The 18,720-nt window shown below is 66.0% G+C and carries 20 protein-coding genes and 1 tRNA gene; 5 read left to right on the top strand and 16 right to left on the bottom strand.

The features are described from left to right. Positions 1–18: 18 nt before the first annotated feature. From ureC to ACFV4R_RS04230, 3 genes are read right to left on the bottom strand one after another with little or no spacing between them, the layout of a single operon-like run. On the bottom strand, positions 19–1,776 hold the full coding sequence (gene ureC / locus ACFV4R_RS04240; RefSeq protein ID WP_377201182.1) for an urease subunit alpha: 1,758 nt from the start codon (positions 1,774–1,776) through the stop codon (positions 19–21). After that, positions 1,773–2,126 carry an urease subunit beta gene (locus ACFV4R_RS04235; RefSeq protein ID WP_377201181.1) on the bottom strand — a complete coding sequence of 118 codons (354 nt, stop codon included), beginning with the start codon at positions 2,124–2,126 and terminating at the stop codon, positions 1,773–1,775. The genes ureC and ACFV4R_RS04235 overlap by 4 nt, the downstream gene beginning before the upstream one ends. A 9-nt stretch (positions 2,127–2,135) precedes the next feature. Continuing rightward, on the bottom strand, positions 2,136–2,438 hold the full coding sequence (locus ACFV4R_RS04230) for an urease subunit gamma (RefSeq protein ID WP_261618584.1): 303 nt from the start codon (positions 2,436–2,438) through the stop codon (positions 2,136–2,138). Between the two features lie 453 nt (positions 2,439–2,891). On the opposite strand from ACFV4R_RS04230, the gene ACFV4R_RS04225 reads away from it, so the two are divergent. Further along, positions 2,892–4,160 (top strand): MFS transporter, encoded by a 1,269-nt coding sequence (locus ACFV4R_RS04225; RefSeq protein WP_377201336.1) that lies wholly within the window; start codon positions 2,892–2,894, stop codon positions 4,158–4,160. A gap of 166 nt (positions 4,161–4,326) precedes the next feature. Here the strand turns inward: ACFV4R_RS04225 and ACFV4R_RS04220 are convergent, their stop codons facing one another. The 3 genes from ACFV4R_RS04220 to ACFV4R_RS04210 are packed head-to-tail and all read right to left on the bottom strand — an operon-like array spanning position 4,327 to position 7,514. Beyond that, positions 4,327–5,331, bottom strand: coding sequence for a LacI family DNA-binding transcriptional regulator (locus tag ACFV4R_RS04220; RefSeq protein WP_377201180.1), 1,005 nt, complete (start codon positions 5,329–5,331; stop codon positions 4,327–4,329). Next, positions 5,331–5,918 carry an HhH-GPD-type base excision DNA repair protein gene (locus tag ACFV4R_RS04215; protein WP_377201179.1) on the bottom strand — a complete coding sequence of 196 codons (588 nt, stop codon included), beginning with the start codon at positions 5,916–5,918 and terminating at the stop codon, positions 5,331–5,333. Before ACFV4R_RS04215 ends, ACFV4R_RS04220 begins: the two co-directional genes overlap by 1 nt. 60 nt (positions 5,919–5,978) lie before the next feature. After that, on the bottom strand, positions 5,979–7,514 hold the full coding sequence (locus ACFV4R_RS04210; protein ID WP_377201178.1) for an alpha-N-arabinofuranosidase: 1,536 nt from the start codon (positions 7,512–7,514) through the stop codon (positions 5,979–5,981). Positions 7,515–8,084: 570 nt separating this feature from the next. Here ACFV4R_RS04210 and ACFV4R_RS04205 point away from each other — a divergent pair. Continuing rightward, a complete protein-coding gene (locus ACFV4R_RS04205) occupies positions 8,085–8,864 on the top strand; it encodes an ANTAR domain-containing protein (protein ID WP_377201177.1) in 780 nt (259 codons plus the stop codon). A 38-nt stretch (positions 8,865–8,902) separates the two neighbouring features. On the opposite strand, the gene ACFV4R_RS04200 is transcribed toward ACFV4R_RS04205, so the two are convergent. The 9 genes from ACFV4R_RS04200 to ACFV4R_RS04160 form a co-directional block, all read right to left on the bottom strand. After that, on the bottom strand, positions 8,903–9,562 hold the full coding sequence (locus ACFV4R_RS04200) for a dihydrofolate reductase family protein (protein ID WP_377201176.1): 660 nt from the start codon (positions 9,560–9,562) through the stop codon (positions 8,903–8,905). Positions 9,563–9,636: 74 nt separating this feature from the next. Beyond that, the gene (locus ACFV4R_RS04195; RefSeq protein ID WP_377201175.1) at positions 9,637–10,383 is read right to left on the bottom strand and encodes an alpha/beta fold hydrolase; all 747 of its coding nucleotides are present in this window, start codon (positions 10,381–10,383) and stop codon (positions 9,637–9,639) included. Between the two features lie 83 nt (positions 10,384–10,466). Further along, on the bottom strand, positions 10,467–11,222 hold the full coding sequence (locus ACFV4R_RS04190; RefSeq protein ID WP_377201174.1) for an anti-sigma factor domain-containing protein: 756 nt from the start codon (positions 11,220–11,222) through the stop codon (positions 10,467–10,469). Continuing rightward, entirely contained in the window at positions 11,209–11,826 is a 618-nt protein-coding gene (locus ACFV4R_RS04185) for an RNA polymerase sigma factor (RefSeq protein ID WP_377201173.1), read from the bottom strand. The genes ACFV4R_RS04190 and ACFV4R_RS04185 overlap by 14 nt, the downstream gene beginning before the upstream one ends. A gap of 13 nt (positions 11,827–11,839) precedes the next feature. Then, a complete protein-coding gene (locus tag ACFV4R_RS04180) occupies positions 11,840–12,559 on the bottom strand; it encodes a class F sortase (protein WP_377201172.1) in 720 nt (239 codons plus the stop codon). A gap of 123 nt (positions 12,560–12,682) precedes the next feature. Beyond that, the gene (locus ACFV4R_RS04175) at positions 12,683–13,513 is read right to left on the bottom strand and encodes a DUF4397 domain-containing protein (protein ID WP_377201171.1); all 831 of its coding nucleotides are present in this window, start codon (positions 13,511–13,513) and stop codon (positions 12,683–12,685) included. A 106-nt stretch (positions 13,514–13,619) separates the two neighbouring features. Then, a complete protein-coding gene (locus tag ACFV4R_RS04170; protein ID WP_377201170.1) occupies positions 13,620–14,639 on the bottom strand; it encodes a LacI family DNA-binding transcriptional regulator in 1,020 nt (339 codons plus the stop codon). Between the two features lie 137 nt (positions 14,640–14,776). Beyond that, positions 14,777–14,977: a helix-turn-helix transcriptional regulator gene (locus ACFV4R_RS04165; protein ID WP_377201169.1), complete on the bottom strand. Its 201-nt coding sequence runs from the start codon at positions 14,975–14,977 to the stop codon at positions 14,777–14,779. Position 14,978: 1 nt separating this feature from the next. After that, complete coding sequence (locus ACFV4R_RS04160; RefSeq protein WP_377201168.1) at positions 14,979–15,446, bottom strand: hypothetical protein; 468 nt, start codon at positions 15,444–15,446, stop codon at positions 14,979–14,981. Between the two features lie 128 nt (positions 15,447–15,574). On the opposite strand from ACFV4R_RS04160, the gene ACFV4R_RS04155 reads away from it, so the two are divergent. Then, complete coding sequence (locus tag ACFV4R_RS04155; RefSeq protein ID WP_377201167.1) at positions 15,575–16,747, top strand: GDSL-type esterase/lipase family protein; 1,173 nt, start codon at positions 15,575–15,577, stop codon at positions 16,745–16,747. 112 nt (positions 16,748–16,859) lie between these two features. Here the strand turns inward: ACFV4R_RS04155 and ACFV4R_RS04150 are convergent. Next, positions 16,860–16,932, bottom strand: a tRNA-Lys gene (locus tag ACFV4R_RS04150). Positions 16,933–17,148: 216 nt separating this feature from the next. On the opposite strand from ACFV4R_RS04150, the gene ACFV4R_RS04145 reads away from it, so the two are divergent. Continuing rightward, positions 17,149–17,808 (top strand): hypothetical protein, encoded by a 660-nt coding sequence (locus ACFV4R_RS04145; RefSeq protein ID WP_056082820.1) that lies wholly within the window; start codon positions 17,149–17,151, stop codon positions 17,806–17,808. A 348-nt stretch (positions 17,809–18,156) separates the two neighbouring features. Further along, positions 18,157–18,720 carry a DUF47 domain-containing protein gene (locus ACFV4R_RS04140; RefSeq protein ID WP_045731943.1) on the top strand — a complete coding sequence of 188 codons (564 nt, stop codon included), beginning with the start codon at positions 18,157–18,159 and terminating at the stop codon, positions 18,718–18,720.

Below are 18,720 nucleotides of genomic sequence, written 5' to 3'. Positions count from 1 at the left end.
GGTCTGGAATTCGTGGGGCTAGAAGAGGAAGTAGCGCTGGGCCATGGGGAGGACGTCGGCGGGTTCGCAGGTGACGTCCTCGCCGTCCACCGTGACTTGGTAGGTTTCCGGGTCCACCTGGATGTCGGGCGTCGCATCGTTGTATTTGAGGTCGGCTTTGGTGAGGTTCCGGATTCCGGAGACGGGCCGGATGACCTTTTCGAGGCCGAGTTCTGCGGGGACGCCGGCGTCGATCGCGGCCTGGGAAAGGAAGGTGATGGAGGTCTGCTGGACGGCCTTGCCGAAGGCGCCGAACATGGGCCGCATGGTGCGTGGCTGCGGGGTGGGGATGGACGCGTTGGCGTCACCCATCAGGGCGTAGGCGATCTGCCCGCCTTTGAGGACGAGTTCGGGTTTGACGCCGAAGAAGGCCGGGTCCCAGAGGACCAGGTCGGCGAACTTGCCTTCTTCCACGGATCCGACCGTGTCTGCGATGCCCTGGGCGAGCGCGGGGTTGATCGTGTATTTGGCCACGTAGCGCTTGAGGCGGAAGTTGTCGCTCCCGGCGCTGCCGTGCGCGGAAGCCGAGCCGTCGGCACTAAGGTCCGTGCCGCCGTCGGCCGCTAAAATTCCGCGCTGTTTCTTCATCTTGTCAGCCACCTGCCAGGTGCGGGTGATCACCTCGCCCACCCGGCCCATGGCCTGGGAGTCGGAGGACGTGATGGAGAAGATGCCCATGTCCTGCAGGACGTCCTCGGCGGCGATGGTCTCGGCGCGGATGCGGGAATCGGCGAAGGCCACGTCCTCGGGGATGTCCGGGTTGAGGTGGTGGCAGACCATCAGCATGTCCAGGTGCTCTTCGATGGTGTTGCGCGTGTATGGCAGCGTGGGGTTGGTGGAGGCGGGCAGGACGTTGGGCATCCCTGCGATCTTGATGATGTCCGGTGCGTGGCCGCCGCCGGCGCCTTCAGTGTGGAAGGTGTGGATGACGCGGCCGTTGATGGCGCGGATGGTGTCTTCCACGAAGCCGCACTCGTTGAGGGTGTCGGTGTGGATGGCCACCTGGACGTCGTATTCATCGGCGACGGTCAGCGACATGTCGATCGAGGACGTGGTGGAGCCCCAGTCCTCGTGCACTTTCAGGCCGATGGCACCGGCGCGGATCTGCTCGGCGAGGGGTTCGACGGCGGACGCGTGGCCCTTGCCGAATAAGCCGATGTTCATGGGGAACGCCTCGGCGGCCTGCAGCATCCGGTGAATGTGCCATTTGCCGGGCGTCACCGTGGTGGCCTTGGTGCCCTCCGCCGGGCCGGTGCCGCCGCCGATCATGGTGGTGACGCCGCTGGTCAGGGCCGTAGCCACCTGGTCCGGGGAGATGAAGTGGATGTGCGTGTCGATGCCGCCGGCGGTGAGGATTTTGCGTTCCCCGGCGATGATCTCGGTGCTGGCGCCGATCACGATGTCCACGCCGTCGGTGATCTGCGGGTTGCCGGCCTTGCCAATCCGGAAAATATGGCCGTCCCTGAGCGCAACGTCCGCCTTGTAGATTCCGGTGTAATCGAGGATGACGGCGTTGGTGATGACGGTGTCCGGGATGTCCTCATCACGGGTGGCCTGGCCGTTCTGGCCCATGCCGTCGCGGATCACCTTGCCGCCGCCGAACACCACTTCCTCGCCGTAGACGGTGAAGTCCTTCTCGATTTCGAGGAACAGTTCGGTGTCCGCCAGGCGGATCTTGTCGCCGGCCGTGGGGCCGTACAGGTCGGCGTACTGCCGCCGCGGGATCTCGAAGCTCATTTGGCGTCCCTTTCGGTGGCTGACCCGCCCGGGCGCGGGCCGCCGTCGAGCTTTCCGTTGACGGCGTTGCTGAGCCCAAACACTTCGCGGGACCCCGCGAGTTCGATGAGCCGGACGCTGCGGGAGTCTCCGGGTTCAAACCGTGCGGCGGTACCGGCCGGGATATCCAGGCGCCGGCCGCGGGCTGCTGCCCGGTCGAAATCCAAGGCCGCGTTCGCTTCGGCAAAGTGGAAGTGCGAGCCCACCTGCACGGGCCGGTCGCCCGTGTTAGTGACGGACAGCTCGATGGCGTCGCGCCCCGCGTTCGCCGTCACGGGCTCCGGGCGGAGGAAGTATTCTCCTGGGATCACTGCGGCTCCTTAGCGGATGGGATCGTGGACGGTGACCAGCTTGGTGCCGTCAGGGAAAGTGGCCTCGATCTGCACATCGTGGATCATCTCCGGAACGCCTTCCATCACGTCCTCGCGGGTGAGGACGGTGGTGCCATAGCTCATGAGGTCCGCCACCGTCCGGCCGTCCCGGGCTCCCTCGATCAGTTCGTAACTGATGATGGCCACCGCTTCGGGGTAGTTGAGCTTGAGACCGCGGGACTGGCGGCGCCGGGCGAGGTCGGCGGCCACCACAATCATGAGCTTTTCCTGCTCACGGGGCATCAGATGCATGGGTTCCTCTCCAGGGCCTGGCACGGTCTTACGTTTATAGACCGAAGCACCATGCTTAGCCAGCGTTCCCGCTGCATCGCCTCCACTGTGGTCTTTTGTGCCCACACTAGGCGGGCAAGGTTTCCGTCAGATTTCGGAAGGATTGTCCCGTTCCCTGCCAGCCAGTGGAGCCAGGCGGTATCGTTTGCGCCCGCCCTCGACAACGCCTCCGCAGCAGGCACCGCATGCCTCATATCCAAACGGATGGTGCTTGACCTGACAATTAAGACAGTAGCCATATTGACAACTTGATAAAATAAATTGACAAATCAGTGAACACTGCCGGTAGCATCATCTTCGCAAGGCTAATCAACACAACGGGGGATAAAGCGGCATTGACGAAACGGAAATGCTTCAATTCTGGGCTTTTGGATTCAAAAACGGCCTCCTCCACAACCCAGCGCAGTGACGTCAATGAAAGGACCTAGCTTCACCGGACCGTTCGAAATCGCAGGGTTTCCCCGCCTCTTTACCGCGGCCTTGGTATCCGGGCTCGGCGGATCTCTCGTCCCCATCGCCTTCGCGTTGGAAAGTCACAGGCTGGAGCCTTCCGGGTGGGGCCTGACAGCGGTCCTTCTCTCCCTTTGGTCAGGACGATTCCTCGGAGTGTTTGCCGTCCAGCGAATCCGCCCGGCCCGGAATCCCGTGCGGGTGATGATACTTTCGGATCTCGTGCGGTTCATTGCCCAAGCCGGACTGCTTGGCTGGATTCTGACACTGGGAACCGGCAGTCCGCCGACTGGGGCGATCACTGCATTGTCCATTTCATCGGGTGTCTATGGAATCGCACTGGCCTTTTTCCAACCGGCGCGGTTCACGGTAATTCCCCGGCTGATCCCCTTGGAGCAGCGGGGACGCGTCAATGCGTGGCTTTCAGTGCTCGGAGACGTGTTCGCCATCTCCGGACCACTCCTTGGTTCACTGGTCTTCCTGTCACTTGGCTTCCAAGCCATTCTCCTGATCGATTCAATTGGATTCCTGGTCGGAATCGCTGTCCTGGCCGGCCTTCGGCTTTCGAAATCGCCAAGCCAAACCACGCCTGAGGCGCTTGCCAGCAATGGCAGCAATGGCAGCAATGGCAGCAATAGAGTCCGCGCCAAACTTCCTCCCGGCATCAACACAGGACTGGCCACCTGGCTGTTCGTCGCGCTGACGATCGGCCTCCTGGGGACGGCGGGCCCTACCCTCGTCATCGAGCAGAATTCTGCCGCAACGTGGGCGGTAACGGCAGCATTTATGGCTGCCGGCTCGCTTGTCGGTTCGGCGTCATCGCTGTTGGGATTCCTCAGGAAAGTCCCATGGAAATACCTGCACCTGCTCTGTTGCCTGAGCATCGCAACGCAGCTGCTTTGCTTCCTGCTGGTCCCGGCGCCAGTTCTACTGTGGGCCGCAGGGTTCCTGGGCGCAGCCCTGACAACTGCTTCAGGTATTCAGTGGGACACCCTGGGCCAGTCCATAGGTGACGATGACCAAGTCCACACGTTTGCCGTTCGCGATCAGATCGTTAACACCGTCGGCGTTCCTGCCGGAATGCTGCTGTTTGGGGTGGCGGGTGCCGCCGATGCTACTTTTCTGATCAGTGCAGGCGTTGCCGGCGCCGTAGCCCTTATGGGGGTAGTGATCACATTCGCGCCGCAGCCCACAGCAGCGACTCACCGGCCGCTCCCCACCCCGGTTAGCTAGTTACCGGGCTATCTGCGCTTCGGTTTGCTCAAGGAATGATTCCTCGTCATCTGGAGTCCAGCCGAGCATTACGAGGTCTGTACGTTCCGTCATTGTCCACCTCTAGCCCTTGAAGGTTCCTTGGCCCGATCATCGGGTCTCGTGTGTTCAGGCACTCGCTGGCCTCCTACGGCGCAGATTCCCGAATCTTCAGCTGGAACTCGGCTTCAACGTGCACTCCGCCGTCAGCGGTTTCCCGGCCGGCGATTCGGTCCAGGAGCAGCGCCATGGACCGTTCGGCGATCTCGTCCATCCCGGGCGAAACGGTGGTCAGGGACGGTGAGGCGAAGCGGGCTTCGTCCACGTCGTCGAAGCCGGCAACTGCCACCTCCTGCGGCACCCGGACCCCGCGGATCAGGAGTTCGTGCATCGCACCGAGCGCCAGAACGTCGTTCAGGCCGAAGACGGCGTCGAACTCCACGCCCGCTTCCAGCAGCCCGGCCACGGCGGCGGCTCCGGCGTCGCGGCGCCACTCACCCGGGGCGATCAGCGCCGGGTCAAAGGGGATTCCAGCGTCCTTCAAGGCGGTACGGTAGCCGTTGAGGCGCAGCCCTGCGGTGCCGGTGGATTCCTCCGGCGTGGCACCAATAACGGCAATACGACGGCGGCCTCCCGCCAGCAGGTGGGAGGTCAGCGCGGCGGCAGCCTCCTCGTTCTTCATGGTGACCAGGTCGAACCGCGGATCCACGATATGTTCGCCGAGCATCACGAGGGGCTTGGTTCCGGCCCGCTCGGCAATGGCGTCGGCGCCGATGGACAGCGGTGTGAAAAGCAGGCCGTCCGTGAGTTGCCGGAACGGGCCCTGGAGGGCGTTCAATTCGGCCGCCCCCTCCGCGGCGGACTGCTCCACCAGGACGCGGTAGCCGTGTTTGGTTGCCGCGTCCATCAGCTTGGAGGCGAGCTCGGCGTAGTAGGGCGCCGAAAGGTCCGAGAGGACGAGGCCCAGCATGGAGGTCTTGCCGGACCGCAGGCTACGGGCGGTGAGGTTGGCTTCGTAGCCCAGTTCCGCGATGGCATCTTCCACCCGCTGCTTGGTGGCGGGGCGGATGAACTCATAGTTGTTCAGGACGTTGGAGACGGTCTTGAGTGAGACACCCGCGGCCTTCGCAACGTCGTTCATGGTTACTGCCATTAACGTTCTTTTCCTGCCTTCGCCGCGGCCTTGGCCGCCTGCTTGCTGGCCCGCACCTTGACCAGAGATTCGGGGTCCACGATGTCCGCCACGGACAGATAGGAGCCGTCTTCACCGTAGTGGCCCGCAGCTTCCCGCCAGCCGGGCGCCTGGAGGCCGCGCTGTTTGCCCAGCAGGGCCAGGAAGATTTTGGCTTTCTGGTCGCCAAACCCGGGCAGGGCCTTGAGCCGCTCCAGCACCTCGGCGCCGCTGGGCTCGCCCTGGGTCCAGATGGCGGTGGCGTCGCCGTTCCAGTCGTTCTGCACGGCTTCGGCGAGCGCCTGGACCCTGCCTGCCATGGAACCGGGGAACCGGTGCACGGCGGGCCGTTCCTTGAACATCTCCACGAAGGCCTGCGGATCGTGACCGGCAATGGCCTCGGGAGAGACTGAGCCGATGCGGGTCCTGATCTTCTCCGGCCCCGCGAACGCCGATTCCATAGTCACCTGCTGGTCCAGCAGCATGCCTGTCAGCAGCGCGAAGGCGTCCTCACTCAACAACTTGTCCGCGGCGGGATCCCCCGTGATGTGCAGCTCCATGCCGTCCATCCTCCCACCTGCGGGCCGCCGTCGTCATAAGGACGCCTCCGCCGTCAACGACCCGGAGTATTAGCTGCCCACCGCCAGGCGGATCATGGACCAGGACACTGCCGGGAGCTCCGCGGTGAGGCGGCCGCCGTCGGCATTGACCGTGACGTTTTCCGCCGGCTCCACGGACGTCGAATCATCCGCGCTCGCCTGCCAGTACGGGTCCTTGTTGGCGTAGGTCAGCGCCTCCAGTACGCGGACGTTGCCCAGTCCGGCGACGGCGGCATCCAGGGTGAGTGCGTCCGTTGCCGAGCGGTTGACGGCGAACACCACTGCCTCGCCCTTGTCGGCGTCGAAAGTTGCAACGGCCGACAGTGCGGCGACGCCTGCGGTGGTGCCGCCGCTGACCAGCGGGGATTCGACGGCGAGCTGCAGGACAGTGCCGGCGGCGTGCCGGGAGGTCAGGGCGAAGGGGTGGAAGGTGGTCTGCTTCCAGGCACGGCCGCCGGGTTCGGTCATGATGGGGGCAATGACGTTGACCAGCTGGGCCAGGCTCGCGGAATGGACCCGGTCCGTGTTCTTGAGCAGGGTGACCAGCAGGTCGCCCACCACCACGGCGTCTGCCACCGTGTAGGTGTCCTCCAGCAGCACGGGGGCTACCGGCCAGTCCTTGCCGGAGGGTGCCTTGGACTCGGCCCGGCTCATGTGCCAGACATTCCATTCATCGAAGGAGATGTTCACCTGCTTGGTGGACTTCTTCACCGATTTCACGTGATCGATGTGGCTGACGATGTCCTTGATGAAGGCGTCCATCTTGTGCCCTGCCGCCAGGTGTTCCTGGAGGTCGCCGAAGTCCTCGAAGTACTGGTGGGCGGAGATCAGGTCCACCAGCTCATAGGTTTCGGACAGGACCACGCGCTCCCATTCGCCGAACGTGTCCATGGTGGGACCGGAACTGCCGCAGGCCACGAGTTCCAAGTCGGGGTCGATCATCCGCATGCCGCGGGCCGTGTCCGCAGCAAGCCGCCCGTACTCGAGGGCGTTCTTGTGGCCGATCTGCCACGGGCCGTCCATCTCGTTGCCCAGGCACCACATCTTGATGCCGTAGCCGTCCGGTGCACCATTGGCGCGGCGCTGGTCGGAAAGCTCAGTACCGCCGTCGATATTGCAGTACTCCAGCAGGTCCATCGCCTCCTGGATGCCGCGGGTGCCCAGGTTGACGGCCATCATCGGTTCCACGCCGGCCTTGGCGGACCACGCCGCGAATTCGTCCACGCCCACCAGGTTGGGGTCAGTGGAGTGCCAGGCCAGGTCGAGGCGTACAGGCCGCTGGTCCTTCGGCCCCACGCCGTCCTCCCACCGGTAGCCGGAGACGAAGTTGCCGCCGGGATACCGCACGGTGGAGACGCCGAGCTCCCGGGTCAGGCCCAGGACATCGCGGCGGAAACCGTCCTCATCGGCGTCGGGGTGGTCGGGCTCGAAGATGCCGGTGTAGACACACCGGCCCAGGTGCTCCACGAAGGCGCCAAAGGTGCGGCGGCGGACGGGACCAACGGTGAAAGCCGGGTCAAGGGTTACTTTGGCGGTTGCCGGTTCAGGGGTTGCCACGAAAAACATCCTCGTTCTCTTCGATTTACAACGTTATAGAAAACATTGTTGGCGCTGCGTTGGTCCGAGTCAAGGGTGCGGCGCGGAACGGCCTGCGGAAAGAATCTTTTTCGCGGCCGGACCGGGAGCGGAACCGGCACCGCGCGTCCCACCTGCGGCTACGCGCAAAGCAAGTAGCGGTTTCGAGTATCCAAGTAATACCTAATCTGAAAGTCGAGTACCGTTACTCATTCTCCGGCCACGGACAGCCCATTAGGTTTTTCACAGGGACAGGGCGTGTTTTCTGTTCCGACAGGAATTAGCTCACCAGGGGGTGTGAGAGTGGCAATGCACGCACGGCAGGTGAGCCCAAACTTCCCGGGTCAACGAACCCGGGTACTGAGCGGGGCCGGCGACGAGGAGGCCTTTGAGACCAAGGCCTCTCCCCCAGCCGTCGCCGGCCCTCTTCTTCCTTCCCGCCTCCACGGCCCGCGGCCTGCCGCCGGGCTGCCGACGGTTGCGCCGCGTACCAACACGCAGGTTGCCCCCGGTCCAGCCTCGAAAGCAGCACAGGCTGCCGGGAGTGACGGCAGCCAGGCGATGCTGCTTGACCTGGTCACCGGGGCAGACTCGCTGACCGATTCCCTGGACCGGCTGGCCGCCGCTGCGGTGCGGTCTGTGGCAGGTGACCAGCAGGCGGGCACGCTTCAGTCGCCGGGCCCGCGGATCGAATGCGCGGTGGTGCTGACCCAGCCACGCCGGTCCCCCGCCATTACGGGGACATCGCGGGACGCAGAGCGGATGATGGCCTGGGAGCAGCAGGCGGCTGAGGGCCCCACCAGCGAGGTGCTGGGCGGCGGCCATCCAGTTGCCGTTCTTCAACGGCACGGGGATTTCCGCTGGCCGCGCTACTGCAGCGAGCTGCAGGTTGCCGGTTTTGGCAGCGTTCTGGGGATCCGGCTCCGGCTTGACGGGGCAGGTGATTCTACGGGTTCGGGACCCGTCGGCAATGCACCCGGTGCGGACACGGAAACCCACGCTGCGCTGGCGTTCTTTGCCCCCGATTCCAAAGCCTTTCCGCTGCAGGTCATCGCCGAGGCGCGGGCGTTCGCCGGGCTGGCGTCGCGGAGCCTGCAGATGGCTCTCGACCTGCATACGGCCCGTTCCATGGCCTCGGACCTGCGCTCGGCGCTGGACAGCCGCACCTCCATCAACGTGGCGTGCGGCGTCATCATGGCGCAGAACCGGTGTTCATACCAGGATGCGTTTTCTATCCTGGCCAAGGCCTCCAGCCACCGGAACATCAAGGTCCGCAGGATCGCGGAGGACATCCTCGAGCGGCTGCCCGAGGGGCCCCCGCAATCCCACTTCGGGCACTAGCGCGGATTTGGTCTGGCGCTGAAACGCCGCGAGCCGCGCTAGGCCTGGGCGCGGCGGGTGAAGACCATGTGCACCACTCCGGCCGGCGATGTGGTGGATTCGATGTCGAAGCGCTCGTCGAGTCCTTCCAACCCGTCCCACAGACGCTCGCCGCGGCCAAGGATGATGGGCACCACGGCGATGTGCATGTGGTCGATCAGGTCGGCTTCGAGGAACTGCCGCACCGTGTCCGCACCGCCGCCAATCCGGACGTCTAGGCCTGGGGCCAGTTCGCGGGCTTTCGCGAGCGCCGTCGCGGGGTCCGCGTCAATGAAGTGGAAGGTGGTTCCGCCCTCCATTTCGAGGACCGGCCGGGGATGGTGGGTCAGTACCACGACGGGCGTGTGGAAGACGGGGTTGTCGCCCCACCACCCCTTCCACTCCTCGTCCTCCCAGGGCCCGCGCTGGGGGCCGAACTTGTTGCGCCCCATGATTTCGACGCCGATCCCGGGGCCCCACTGGCTCGCGAAGGCCTCATCTACGCCAAAGGATGCCTGACCGTCCCCGTGAAGTCCCATGGCGCGGAAAGTACGGGTCCCGAAGGCCCATTCCATGAGCCGTGATCCGGCATGGCCGAACGGGGCCTCGAGCTGCTGGCCCTCACCCGTGCCGAAGCCGTCGAGGGAGACCGAGAAGTTGTGCACGCGGACGAGGGACATGTCATCTCCTGGGGTGGGCTTGCCTGGTCACCTCACCTTAGGGGCATTGAACCCGGAAGCTCCAGAGCCTGCGGTCAGGAAGCAGCTGCGCTGGTCCGTGCGAGCCAGTCCTTCAGCAGCGCGGAAGTAAGGTCCGGCCTCTCGAGGTGCGCGTTATGGCCGGCAGCATCAAGAACGGCGTAGGTACCACGGACGTAGTGGTCTCGGAGTTTCCACCCGTCCTCGTAGCCGGTGACGTGGTCCTGCCTCCCAAAGAGATGCAATGAGGGCGCCTCGAACGGAGCTGGATGAGCGACTTCAGGTTCGACGGGGAGCGCATACTCGCCTCCCACGCTTTCCAGGACGGTTTGGTCCGCATCGCGAAGGCCGGGAAGGACGTAGCGCGTAAATGCATCCAGTGTGTCTAGGCTTTGGATGACAGCCATCCCTTCGAAGTCATCCCGTGACGGCCCAGCCATGGCCAGGACGGAGTCGTCCTGCCGGATAACCTTCCGGCGGGGCAAGTCCCGCGCAGCATGGACTGGTTCGTAGACACCTGCCATAGTGGCCAGGCCAAGGACCTGTGCCCGCAACTCATGGGCAACGTAGCGGGCAAGCATGCCTCCAAACGAATTGCCCACCACCGCAAAGGGCCTGTTGCCAAGGTAGTCGCGGATGTCGTCCATTACTCCCTGCGCTACCTGATGCGCGCTGGCGGCCTTGCCGCCGGAAGCCCCCGCCGCCCAGGGCAGATCGATGTAGATACGCCGCCACCCGCAGTCACCGATGGCATCCTCCAGCGGGAGCATGATCCTGTGATCCACGCCGAACCCATGAATCACGACGAGCGGCAGTCCATGTCCACAGCTTTGAGCAATCACGCACCAGAGCCTACCGTCCCGGCCCCGGGCTCTTGGCCTGCCGGTCAGGAAGTAAGCGTCCCCCGGACGATGCTGACCGTTGAGTGGGCCGGATTGCCGTCCACCGGCTCGTCCGAGACATCCACAATCGGGTAGTCCGCCAGCTGCAGGCCTGCAGGCACCTCGAAGCTTCCGGAGTCCGAGTTCATGATGCCCAGGCTGACCAGCCGGGACAGGTCCGGGGCAATCAGCCAGACTTCCTGGTAGCCCCGCGCCTCATCCTTGTCCAGGGTGACGTCCAGTCGCCGCGAGCCGTCCGCGGCTTCCACCACCTTCGCCGATCCGGTGGCGGAGTACTGGGCCAGCGGCGTCAGCTGGGCCTGCGCCAGCTTGGTGGGCTGGGCTGGCCGCGTGGACACCCAGATGCCGCCCGCCGCCACCAGCACAACGGCCGCAGCGGCGGCGATCCACGTTCCGGTGCGCTTCCACCACGCCTTCTTCCGCGGGCCGAAGACGGCAACGTTCGACGGCGCCGCCTCGTCAGGTGCCCCCGCGGGCTTGGTCCCGGGATCACTCAGCGGGTCCGCCTGGACAGCCTCGGCGAGGCCAAGTTGCCGGTGGATTCCGGCCCACACGTGCGGTCCGGGAACAGACAGGCTGGTGGTGTCCGGCGTCGTCTTGACGGCGTCAACGGTGCGGCGCAACGCGGCGTAATCGGCGGCGCATTCGGGGCAGACGCTGAGGTGCTCCCGGCCGTCGGCGTCCTCCCAGTCCTCGTACATCGCAAGGAGGCTCAACTGTTCCGGATCAAGATGCGGCATGGTCTACCTCCAATCGGCTTCTCAAATGCGTCAGGCTGCGGCGGATGTGGCTCTTGACGGTACCAAGCGGCAGGTCCAGTTTCCGTGAAATCTGTTCGTGCGTCAGGTCCTCGTAGAAGGCCAGCTTCATGATGGACCCCTGCGGTTCGCCCAGCCTGTCCAGTTCGCCGTCCAACATCAGCCGGTCCGCCAGGACCTCCGCGGCCTCCGTTCCGGCGCCCACTTCTCCGGCGGCCAGTCCGGCCCCGGCCGCCGCATGGGCCTTGCGCACTTCGCGTGCGGTCGCCGAGTGCGCATCGGTGATGACGTTCCGGGTGATGCCCACAATCCAGGCAGGCAGCCGGGCCACCTCCGGCTTGAAGGTGTTCCGCGAGCGCCACACCCGGATAAAGACCTCCTGGGTGACGTCGTCGGCCGCGGACCGGTCCGACAGGGAACGGAGTGCCAGGGTGTGCACCAGCGGGGCGAATTCGCGGTAGGCCGCCGCCAAAGCCCTCTCATCACCGGCGAGGAAGGACGAGGTCAGCCCGTCATCCCAGCCGTGGGAGGCCTGCGCAGGAGAGGTCACTCGCGGCTCCTTCCCGGCATCGGTGACGAGAACCATGGCTGGTCACCGCTTACCTGGGGACCGCGGTGACTATCACATTGTCGCTGTAGTCCATCCGCTCGTCCAGCCACCGCCCGCCGCAGGTGACCACCTTGAGTTCGTGCGGCCCGGCGCGGCGGAAGAGCGAGCCGCCGTCAAAACTGTCCTTGGCCATCAACTCCACCTTCACCACGCGGTAGGTGAGGTCCGGGGCGCCGTCACGGCCAACGCGGACGGCGGTCCCCTCGGGCAGCGATTTCAAGGCAGAGAACGGCGCCCTGTCCGAGGTGGTGTCGATGTGGCCGGCGATCACGGCGGCCCCTTCGGCCGCTCCCGGGGCGGGTCCGAACCGGTACCAGGCGGCCCGGTCGAAAGCGTCCGGTAATTCCATGGCCCCCTCTCCGGAGACTCCCCCGGGAACCACCGGCATATCAATGGCCGTGCCGGCGATGGAGATCGACGTCGGCGCAGGGTCTGCCGGAACGGCGCCCAGGGTGGCCGGATGGACGGGAATGGCGGGAGCGGCACCCCGTTGGCCCGCGGGAGGGGCAGTAGGGGCGGCAGTGGGAACAGCTCTGGGAGCGGCAGCTGCTGCAGAAGCTGATGTGCCGACGGGCGCAACGGAAGGTGCCATGGACGGACCGGCTGGCGCACACGCGGTCAGCACCAGAACGGACGCGGCGGCGGCGATCCGCACCCCATCAGATGGACGACGGCGGGACTCGCCTGCCGTCGTCGTGCGTCCGTTCATCGCCGTGGCCTTTCTGAGTCCGGGCCCCGCGGCCGGGCGGGGAACAGTGGTTTTCGGTAGGGTGGCCGCCCGGCGCAGGTGGGCAGGGTACGCCGGGCGGCCGGTCTATCGGATCGCCGGAAGCTACTGCCGGACGCGGCGTGCGGCCACTACGCGGGCCGCGCCGAAGCCGCCCAGCAGCAGGGCGAGGGCGGCTGCACCGAAGCCCAGGACCAGGCCTGCCGGAGCCTGAGCCTCGGCGGATCCGTCGAGGGCTCCGGGGACCGAACCGGGTGCGGAGTGCAGGCCGGGGATGGTCTGGACGGCGAGCTGCAGGTTCTTGTCCGCCAGGCTGCCCCATGCGTACACGATGGTGTGGGTGCCCTCGGCGATGGTGACGTCAGCCGGGCCGATCACCGGGGCGGTGGCGCCGGTTGCGGCAACCGTGGCGGAAACCGTTCCGGGATCCAGGGTGAGGGTTTGCTCGTTGGGGTTGGACAGGTTGGTGACCACGGCGCTGCCGCCGGCCAGGACGTCGACGGCGGGTGCCGCGGCGGTGTGCCGGACGGTGAGCTTGCCCTTGCCCGCGGCGATTTGCGATACGTCATTGGTGAAGAGGTTGGCTGTGGGTTTGCCGGCAGCGTCAAGGTTGGCCACGGCGGTGTAGTTGCCGTTGGCCGCGAGGTTGACGGTGACGGGGCCGATGACGGCGGCGGATGCATCAGCTGCGTCCGCTGCGGTGATTGCGATCTGGTACGCGCCTGCGGGAAGTGCCAGTGGCCCCGCCAGGCTGCCCGGGGTGAAGTCGTCCAGGGTACGGTCGCCATTGACCCAAACATCCACGGTCAGGCCGGGGACGCCGTGCAGCACCGAGAGCTGGGCGTCGCCCTCGGCGGCGTTGGCGGGACCGGCAAGGGCCATCGCGGCGGCAATGGCTGCGGCACCGATACCTGCTGTGAAGATCCTCTTTCGCATGTCCTTCTCCTTGGTTGGCCCGTCCGGCGGGCGCTTTACGCTTACACCCCTACTACTGGTGCGGGCGCGGAGTTGGATGCAGATTCATGGAACTTTTTGTGGCGGGCTACCCGGCCGCGGGCGGGGCGGTGCTGGACCGTGGCACAAGTTCCGGCGTGACCACGGTGGAGCTGATACCGGCGCCGGCTTCGATTTCCTTCAGCATGATGTCCAGGCAGCGGCGGCCCAGTTCCTCGAAGTCCTGCCGGACGGTGGTCAGCGGCGGGCTGAAGTACCCCGATTCCGGCTGGTCGTCGAACCCGACTACGGAGACGTCGTCGGGCACGCGGACGCCGGCCTCGGCGAAGGCCCTCAGGATTCCCAGCGCCATCTGGTCGTTGCCCACGAACAGGGCGGTGGCGCTGCGCCCCGCTGCCAGCCCGCGGCCAATGGCGTAGCCGCTGCCGGCGCTCCAATCCCCTTCCACCAGCAGATCGTCCGCCAGCCCCGCGGCGTGGAGGGCTTCCCGCCACCCCTCGGCGCGCTCGGCGGCGTCAGTCCAGCCGGCGGGACCGGAGACATGGCCGATCCGCCGGTGCCCCTGGGCGATGAGATGTTCGACGGCGAGCCGCGCCCCTGCGCGCTGGTCCACCATGGCGCCACTCACCTCGCTGTTGCCCAGCGATCCCACGGCCATCACCGGCACCGGGATGTTCAGCGCATCGAGCGCCTGGAGGGTTTCGGCGTGCGGCACCAGCACGGCAATGCCGTCCACCGCCTGGTCCAGGAAATGGCTGACCGCGTCGGCGATGGCAGCTCCGCTGACCTCGCGGAGTGCAGCGATGCTGACGAAGTAGCCGGCGTCGCGGGCGGCCTGCTCCACACCGAGGAGGGTATTGGCCGGCCCGTACTGGGACAGCTCGCTGCCAAGGACCCCGATGGTCTGGGACCGCCTGGTGACCAGGCTCCGGGCAGCCGTGTTCCGCCGGTACCCCAGCTCCGCAATGGCGGCCTCCACCTTTTCCCGGGTGGCCTTGCTGACATTCGGGTGGTTGTTGATGACGCGGGAGACGGTCTGGTGGGAAACCCCGGCCACATCGGCCACATCCTCCAGGCGAGGCATCCTGCCCTTGCTGCTTTTAGCCATTTGCCTATTGTCCCCGCTGGAACGGGTGGCCCGCCCCCGGCGCGTCCTAAGCTACTTTGCCGGACCGTGCCGCGAAGGCTGTGATGAGCGAACAAGCCTATGAGGAAGGCCCGGCTGGCGCGGCGAACGGGGCCCGGCTAGGGGTTCCCGTCCGGAATGAACAGTTCTTCAAGGGTGGTCTCGAAGATCTGAGCGAGCCGGAACGCCAGCGGCAGTGAGGGGTCAAACCGTCCGCGTTCAATGGAGATGATGGTTTGGCGGGAGACCCCCAGCTGGTCCGCAAGCCGTTGTTGTGACCATCCGAGCCGTGTCCGGCACTCGTTGACGCGGTTTTCCATCTCAGCCCCGGAGGCGCAGCAGCAGGTAGCGGATGCCGAAGGATGCGAAGCAGACAGCCAGGATTGCCGGCAGGACCAGTTTCAGGTCTGCCGCAAGATCGGCAGGAACGAACGCGGCCACGGCGGCCAGGACTCCCAGGACCAGGACGAGGTCCGTGAACGACCCTGAGGCAGCCTTGTCATACCACTTGCCCTCTACCGACTCCTCGGGCCGGTCAACTGCACCTTCGACAGTGCTTCTTTCGACCACCAGGACGTACATCAGCGCCATCGCCGGCATTGCCAGGCAGGCAGTGAAAACCGCGAAGCCAAGGAGCGGGTTTGACCCGGCGAGGCCGGTTCCCGCGGCCAGCCAACCGCCGGCAGCACCCAGGAGCAATCCGCCGGGAATGGCAATCAGCGCCGCAGGAATCCGGCCACCCCCGAATTTTGCCTGCCCCCATCTGGTGCGTGTCTGCTGCCTCGCCATGGTGTCCCCCTCGATATGTACAACAAACTTTACATGTCTAGTGTGCTTTACATTGCCGGTTACTTCAAGGGGCGTCATCCGTCGGGCGGCGCGGGCAGATCAGCGGGGCCGCGTGATGGAATGGCAATATGACCCTGGACACCACAGGCGCAGCGCCTGGAACGTTGCTGGCAGCGATCAACGGCGCCCTGGACGTTCCCCTCGAGGACGGGGACATTCGGGTCAGGCGCCTCCCGGCCTGGACGCAGGCCCAGTTCGGCGGCGACGTGCCGCTGACCAAGGCCAACTCCACCACTTCCGGGGTTCGGCTGGAATTCCTGACGGACGCGGCCTGGCTGGAGCTGGACCTGACGTTCACCCGGGAATCAGCTGCCTGGCGCTGGCGTCCGCTCCAGGCAGCCGTGATCAGCCTGACCACGTCGGATGGCCATGCGGAAAGCCGGGACTTCCACGAGGGGGACGTCCTGGAAACCTTTCCGGACGGCTCCAGCACCCTCACTCCGGGAGCTCCGTCCACGGCACGTTTCGAGATTCCGGGGCCGCGGCAGGAGCGCACCGTCACCCTGTGGCTGCCGCACCGGGGAAGCGCCCGGCTCCACGGCCTCCGTTCCGAAAGGCCACTGCAGCCGGCGCCCCGCACTGGTCCCCGCTGGGTCCACTACGGAAGCTCCATCAGCCAGTCCTCGCACGCCGAGGCACCCCTCGGGGTCTGGCCCGTCGTTGCCGCCCGCACCCTTGGCCTGGACCTTTACAACCTGGGGCTTGCAGGCTCCGCCCATCTCGACCAGTTCGTTGCGCGGACCATCCGTGACCAGCCCGCTGATCTCATCACGCTGAAGGTGGGCATCAACATCATCAACAGCGCCAGCCTCCGCCGGCGTACTTTCGCGCCGGCCCTTCACGGATTCCTGGACACCGTGCGGGACGGCCACCCTGAGACCCCGCTGGTGCTGATATCGCCCATCTTCTGCCCAGAACATGAGGATGCCCCCGGCCCCTCGCGGCTGGTGGACGGGAAGTTCCTGGCCACCGACCTTCCCCGCAAGCCCGGCGACGGGCTGCTGACCCTCCGCGACGCCAGGAGCATCCTCGCGGAGGCCGTCGGCGAGCGCAGCACGTCCGATCCGAACCTGCATTACCTGGACGGGCTGCGGCTTTTCGGGTCCGCCGACGCACATCTCCTCCCGGATCTCCTGCACCCGAATGATGAGGGTTACCGGCTGATCGGCGAACGGTTCACGGACATTGCGGCAGGCAGCCCGTGGCTTGCCCCAGCAGCGCAGGCTCACGTCAGAAGCTAGTTTGCGGAACCGTGCCTACAAGGTTCTGACCCGCGAACAAGCCCAGGACCGGCGCCGCAACGGGCAAACAAAAACGGGCCGGAAGCTCCACGCTTCCGGCCCGCTGAATGGGTGGGCCCTGTGGGGCTCGAACCCACGACCCACGGATTAAAAGTCCGATGCTCTACCAACTGAGCTAAAGGCCCCAGCCGGCTGGTCAACGCTGCAGTACGCTACGTTCGCCATTCCGGCCCATCCATTTCTGGACGTTAATACTCTAACCCATGGTTCCGGCGCCTCCGCACGCAGTCCGGACGCCGCCGTCGGGCGTTCCACAGCGGATCCGGCACCCGCTTTCCTGCCCGGCCCCGCGACCGCTTCGCACGCTCGATTCACGCACGGCACAGGAGTAGCGTGGGGGCATGAGCGAGCAAGCAGGATCCAAGCCATACGGCGGCGCGAACCGGCACCACAAGCCCAAGCCGTTCGCCCCCATCGACTTCGAGCCCTTCGCCGGCGGCGCCGACCCCGCCCGGGTGTCCGAGGCCGCGCACCTCGCTGCGCAGGCGCTGGTCCGCCACGGCCGCGACAGCGACGACCCCGTCATCACCGAGCGCCTGGTGCGGCTCGCGGACGAACAGGGCCTGGAAGCCATTGCGGAGATGTGGGCTGAGAGCCCGGCCCGCTCACTGCCCGGCGCCCTGTGGCGGCTCTACGCCCTGCGGGCCGCCACCGTCCAGGACCCTGAACGCATCTCCGTCTACTTCCGGGCGGGCAAGGACACCGCGCAGGTATCCAACGTGGTGGCCGGCGTGGCAGAGCCGCCGGGGGCGGATGAGATGCGGACCATGGCGGACGCCGTCCTTTCCGGCGCGTTCGACGGCGAGTTCGACGTCGCGCTGGAACGTTCCGCTGCTTTCTGCCGCGTGGTGGCGCTCGGCCAGGTGACGCTCGCCGACGGCGCCGAGCACGCCAACGAGGCCCACGCCAGCCGGCTGACCCGCAACTCGCACCAGCTGGTGAAGACCGCCGAGGACCTGGAGCACGCCGCCAACGCGTGGCGCCTGGGTGAACTCGACTGATCCCCCTGCCCAAGCACTGCCAACTGTCAAGATTGACTTGGGCGAAGCATCGTAGAAGACTGAAATCGGTGCCGAACCGCGAAACCCCCGGGCTTCAACACTCAGCCGCCTAGAGCGGCCTACCGCCGAGAGGCGTATCCGGTTCGGCACCATTTTTCTGCCCTTTTGACCGTCCGCCCATTTCAGGCCCGCAGTGACGGGCCGGTAGAGTTAGCGTCAGTTGCGCGCCCGGGTCAAGTCACACGGCGGCAATCCCCCGCCTTCAACTTTTCCCGGAAACCGGTAAGCCACGTGAAGCAGTTGCGTCTATTTCCCCAGGAGCCCGCCGGGCTGAAACTCCTCTCCCAGATGGCGCAGCAAATTGTCCTGGCCAGCGGCACCCTGGCGGAAATCCTGGGAGTCTCGGCAGCGGACCACGCCAAGCTCGTGGAGGACATGCACAACCACGATGCCAAATCCTCCGAGCTGCACTATGCACTCCTGACCCACATGCGGACCAGCTTCGTGAACCCGCTCCCCCGCGAGGACATGTACACCCTGTCCCGCTACCTCAACGAAGCCATGGAAAAGATGGACGCCGCGGCCGAACTGGTTGCGCTGTACAAGCTGGAGCGGCTTCCCAAGCGCGCCGCGGACCAGCTGGAGATCATCAGCAGGCAGGCTGAACTGACCGTGGACGCCATGCGCCGGCTGAACAACCTGGACGACCTCGAGGACTACTGGATCGAGATCCTCCGCCTCACCAAACGGGCCGAGCGCACGCACCGGGTGTGGGTGGCGGACATGATCTCGGACATGAAGTGGGCCCAGTACTCCCGCAACCGGGACGTGGCCAACCAGCTGGTGGAGGTCACCAAGGACATGCGGCGCATCGCCACGCAGGTGGGCAGCATCATCGTCAAGGAATCGTGA

It is taken from the genome of Pseudarthrobacter sp. NPDC059871, from assembly GCF_042731175.1.
Lineage (GTDB): Bacteria > Actinomycetota > Actinomycetes > Actinomycetales > Micrococcaceae > Arthrobacter.
Note: the sequence above shows the minus strand (reverse complement) of the source record. Positions and strands in the feature narration are given on the sequence as shown.

Coding starts and splice junctions, on each gene's coding strand:
- ACFV4R_RS04230 (WP_261618584.1), bottom strand. CDS start 2,438: ATGCATCTGATGCCCCGTGAGCAGGAAAAGCTCATGATTGTGGTGGCC.
- ACFV4R_RS04210 (WP_377201178.1), bottom strand. CDS start 7,514: ATGTTTTTCGTGGCAACCCCTGAACCGGCAACCGCCAAAGTAACCCTT.
- ACFV4R_RS04200 (WP_377201176.1), bottom strand. CDS start 9,562: ATGTCCCTCGTCCGCGTGCACAACTTCTCGGTCTCCCTCGACGGCTTC.
- ACFV4R_RS04145 (WP_056082820.1), top strand. CDS start 17,149: ATGAGCGAGCAAGCAGGATCCAAGCCATACGGCGGCGCGAACCGGCAC.
- ACFV4R_RS04175 (WP_377201171.1), bottom strand. CDS start 13,513: ATGCGAAAGAGGATCTTCACAGCAGGTATCGGTGCCGCAGCCATTGCC.
- ACFV4R_RS04180 (WP_377201172.1), bottom strand. CDS start 12,559: ATGAACGGACGCACGACGACGGCAGGCGAGTCCCGCCGTCGTCCATCT.
- ACFV4R_RS04215 (WP_377201179.1), bottom strand. CDS start 5,918: ATGGACGGCATGGAGCTGCACATCACGGGGGATCCCGCCGCGGACAAG.
- ACFV4R_RS04190 (WP_377201174.1), bottom strand. CDS start 11,222: ATGCCGCATCTTGATCCGGAACAGTTGAGCCTCCTTGCGATGTACGAG.
- ACFV4R_RS04155 (WP_377201167.1), top strand. CDS start 15,575: ATGACCCTGGACACCACAGGCGCAGCGCCTGGAACGTTGCTGGCAGCG.
- ACFV4R_RS04205 (WP_377201177.1), top strand. CDS start 8,085: ATGCTGCTTGACCTGGTCACCGGGGCAGACTCGCTGACCGATTCCCTG.
- ureC (WP_377201182.1), bottom strand. CDS start 1,776: ATGAGCTTCGAGATCCCGCGGCGGCAGTACGCCGACCTGTACGGCCCC.
- ACFV4R_RS04140 (WP_045731943.1), top strand. CDS start 18,157: ATGGCGCAGCAAATTGTCCTGGCCAGCGGCACCCTGGCGGAAATCCTG.
- ACFV4R_RS04170 (WP_377201170.1), bottom strand. CDS start 14,639: ATGGCTAAAAGCAGCAAGGGCAGGATGCCTCGCCTGGAGGATGTGGCC.
- ACFV4R_RS04160 (WP_377201168.1), bottom strand. CDS start 15,446: ATGGCGAGGCAGCAGACACGCACCAGATGGGGGCAGGCAAAATTCGGG.
- ACFV4R_RS04220 (WP_377201180.1), bottom strand. CDS start 5,331: ATGGCAGTAACCATGAACGACGTTGCGAAGGCCGCGGGTGTCTCACTC.
- ACFV4R_RS04165 (WP_377201169.1), bottom strand. CDS start 14,977: ATGGAAAACCGCGTCAACGAGTGCCGGACACGGCTCGGATGGTCACAA.
- ACFV4R_RS04185 (WP_377201173.1), bottom strand. CDS start 11,826: ATGGTTCTCGTCACCGATGCCGGGAAGGAGCCGCGAGTGACCTCTCCT.
- ACFV4R_RS04225 (WP_377201336.1), top strand. CDS start 2,892: ATGAAAGGACCTAGCTTCACCGGACCGTTCGAAATCGCAGGGTTTCCC.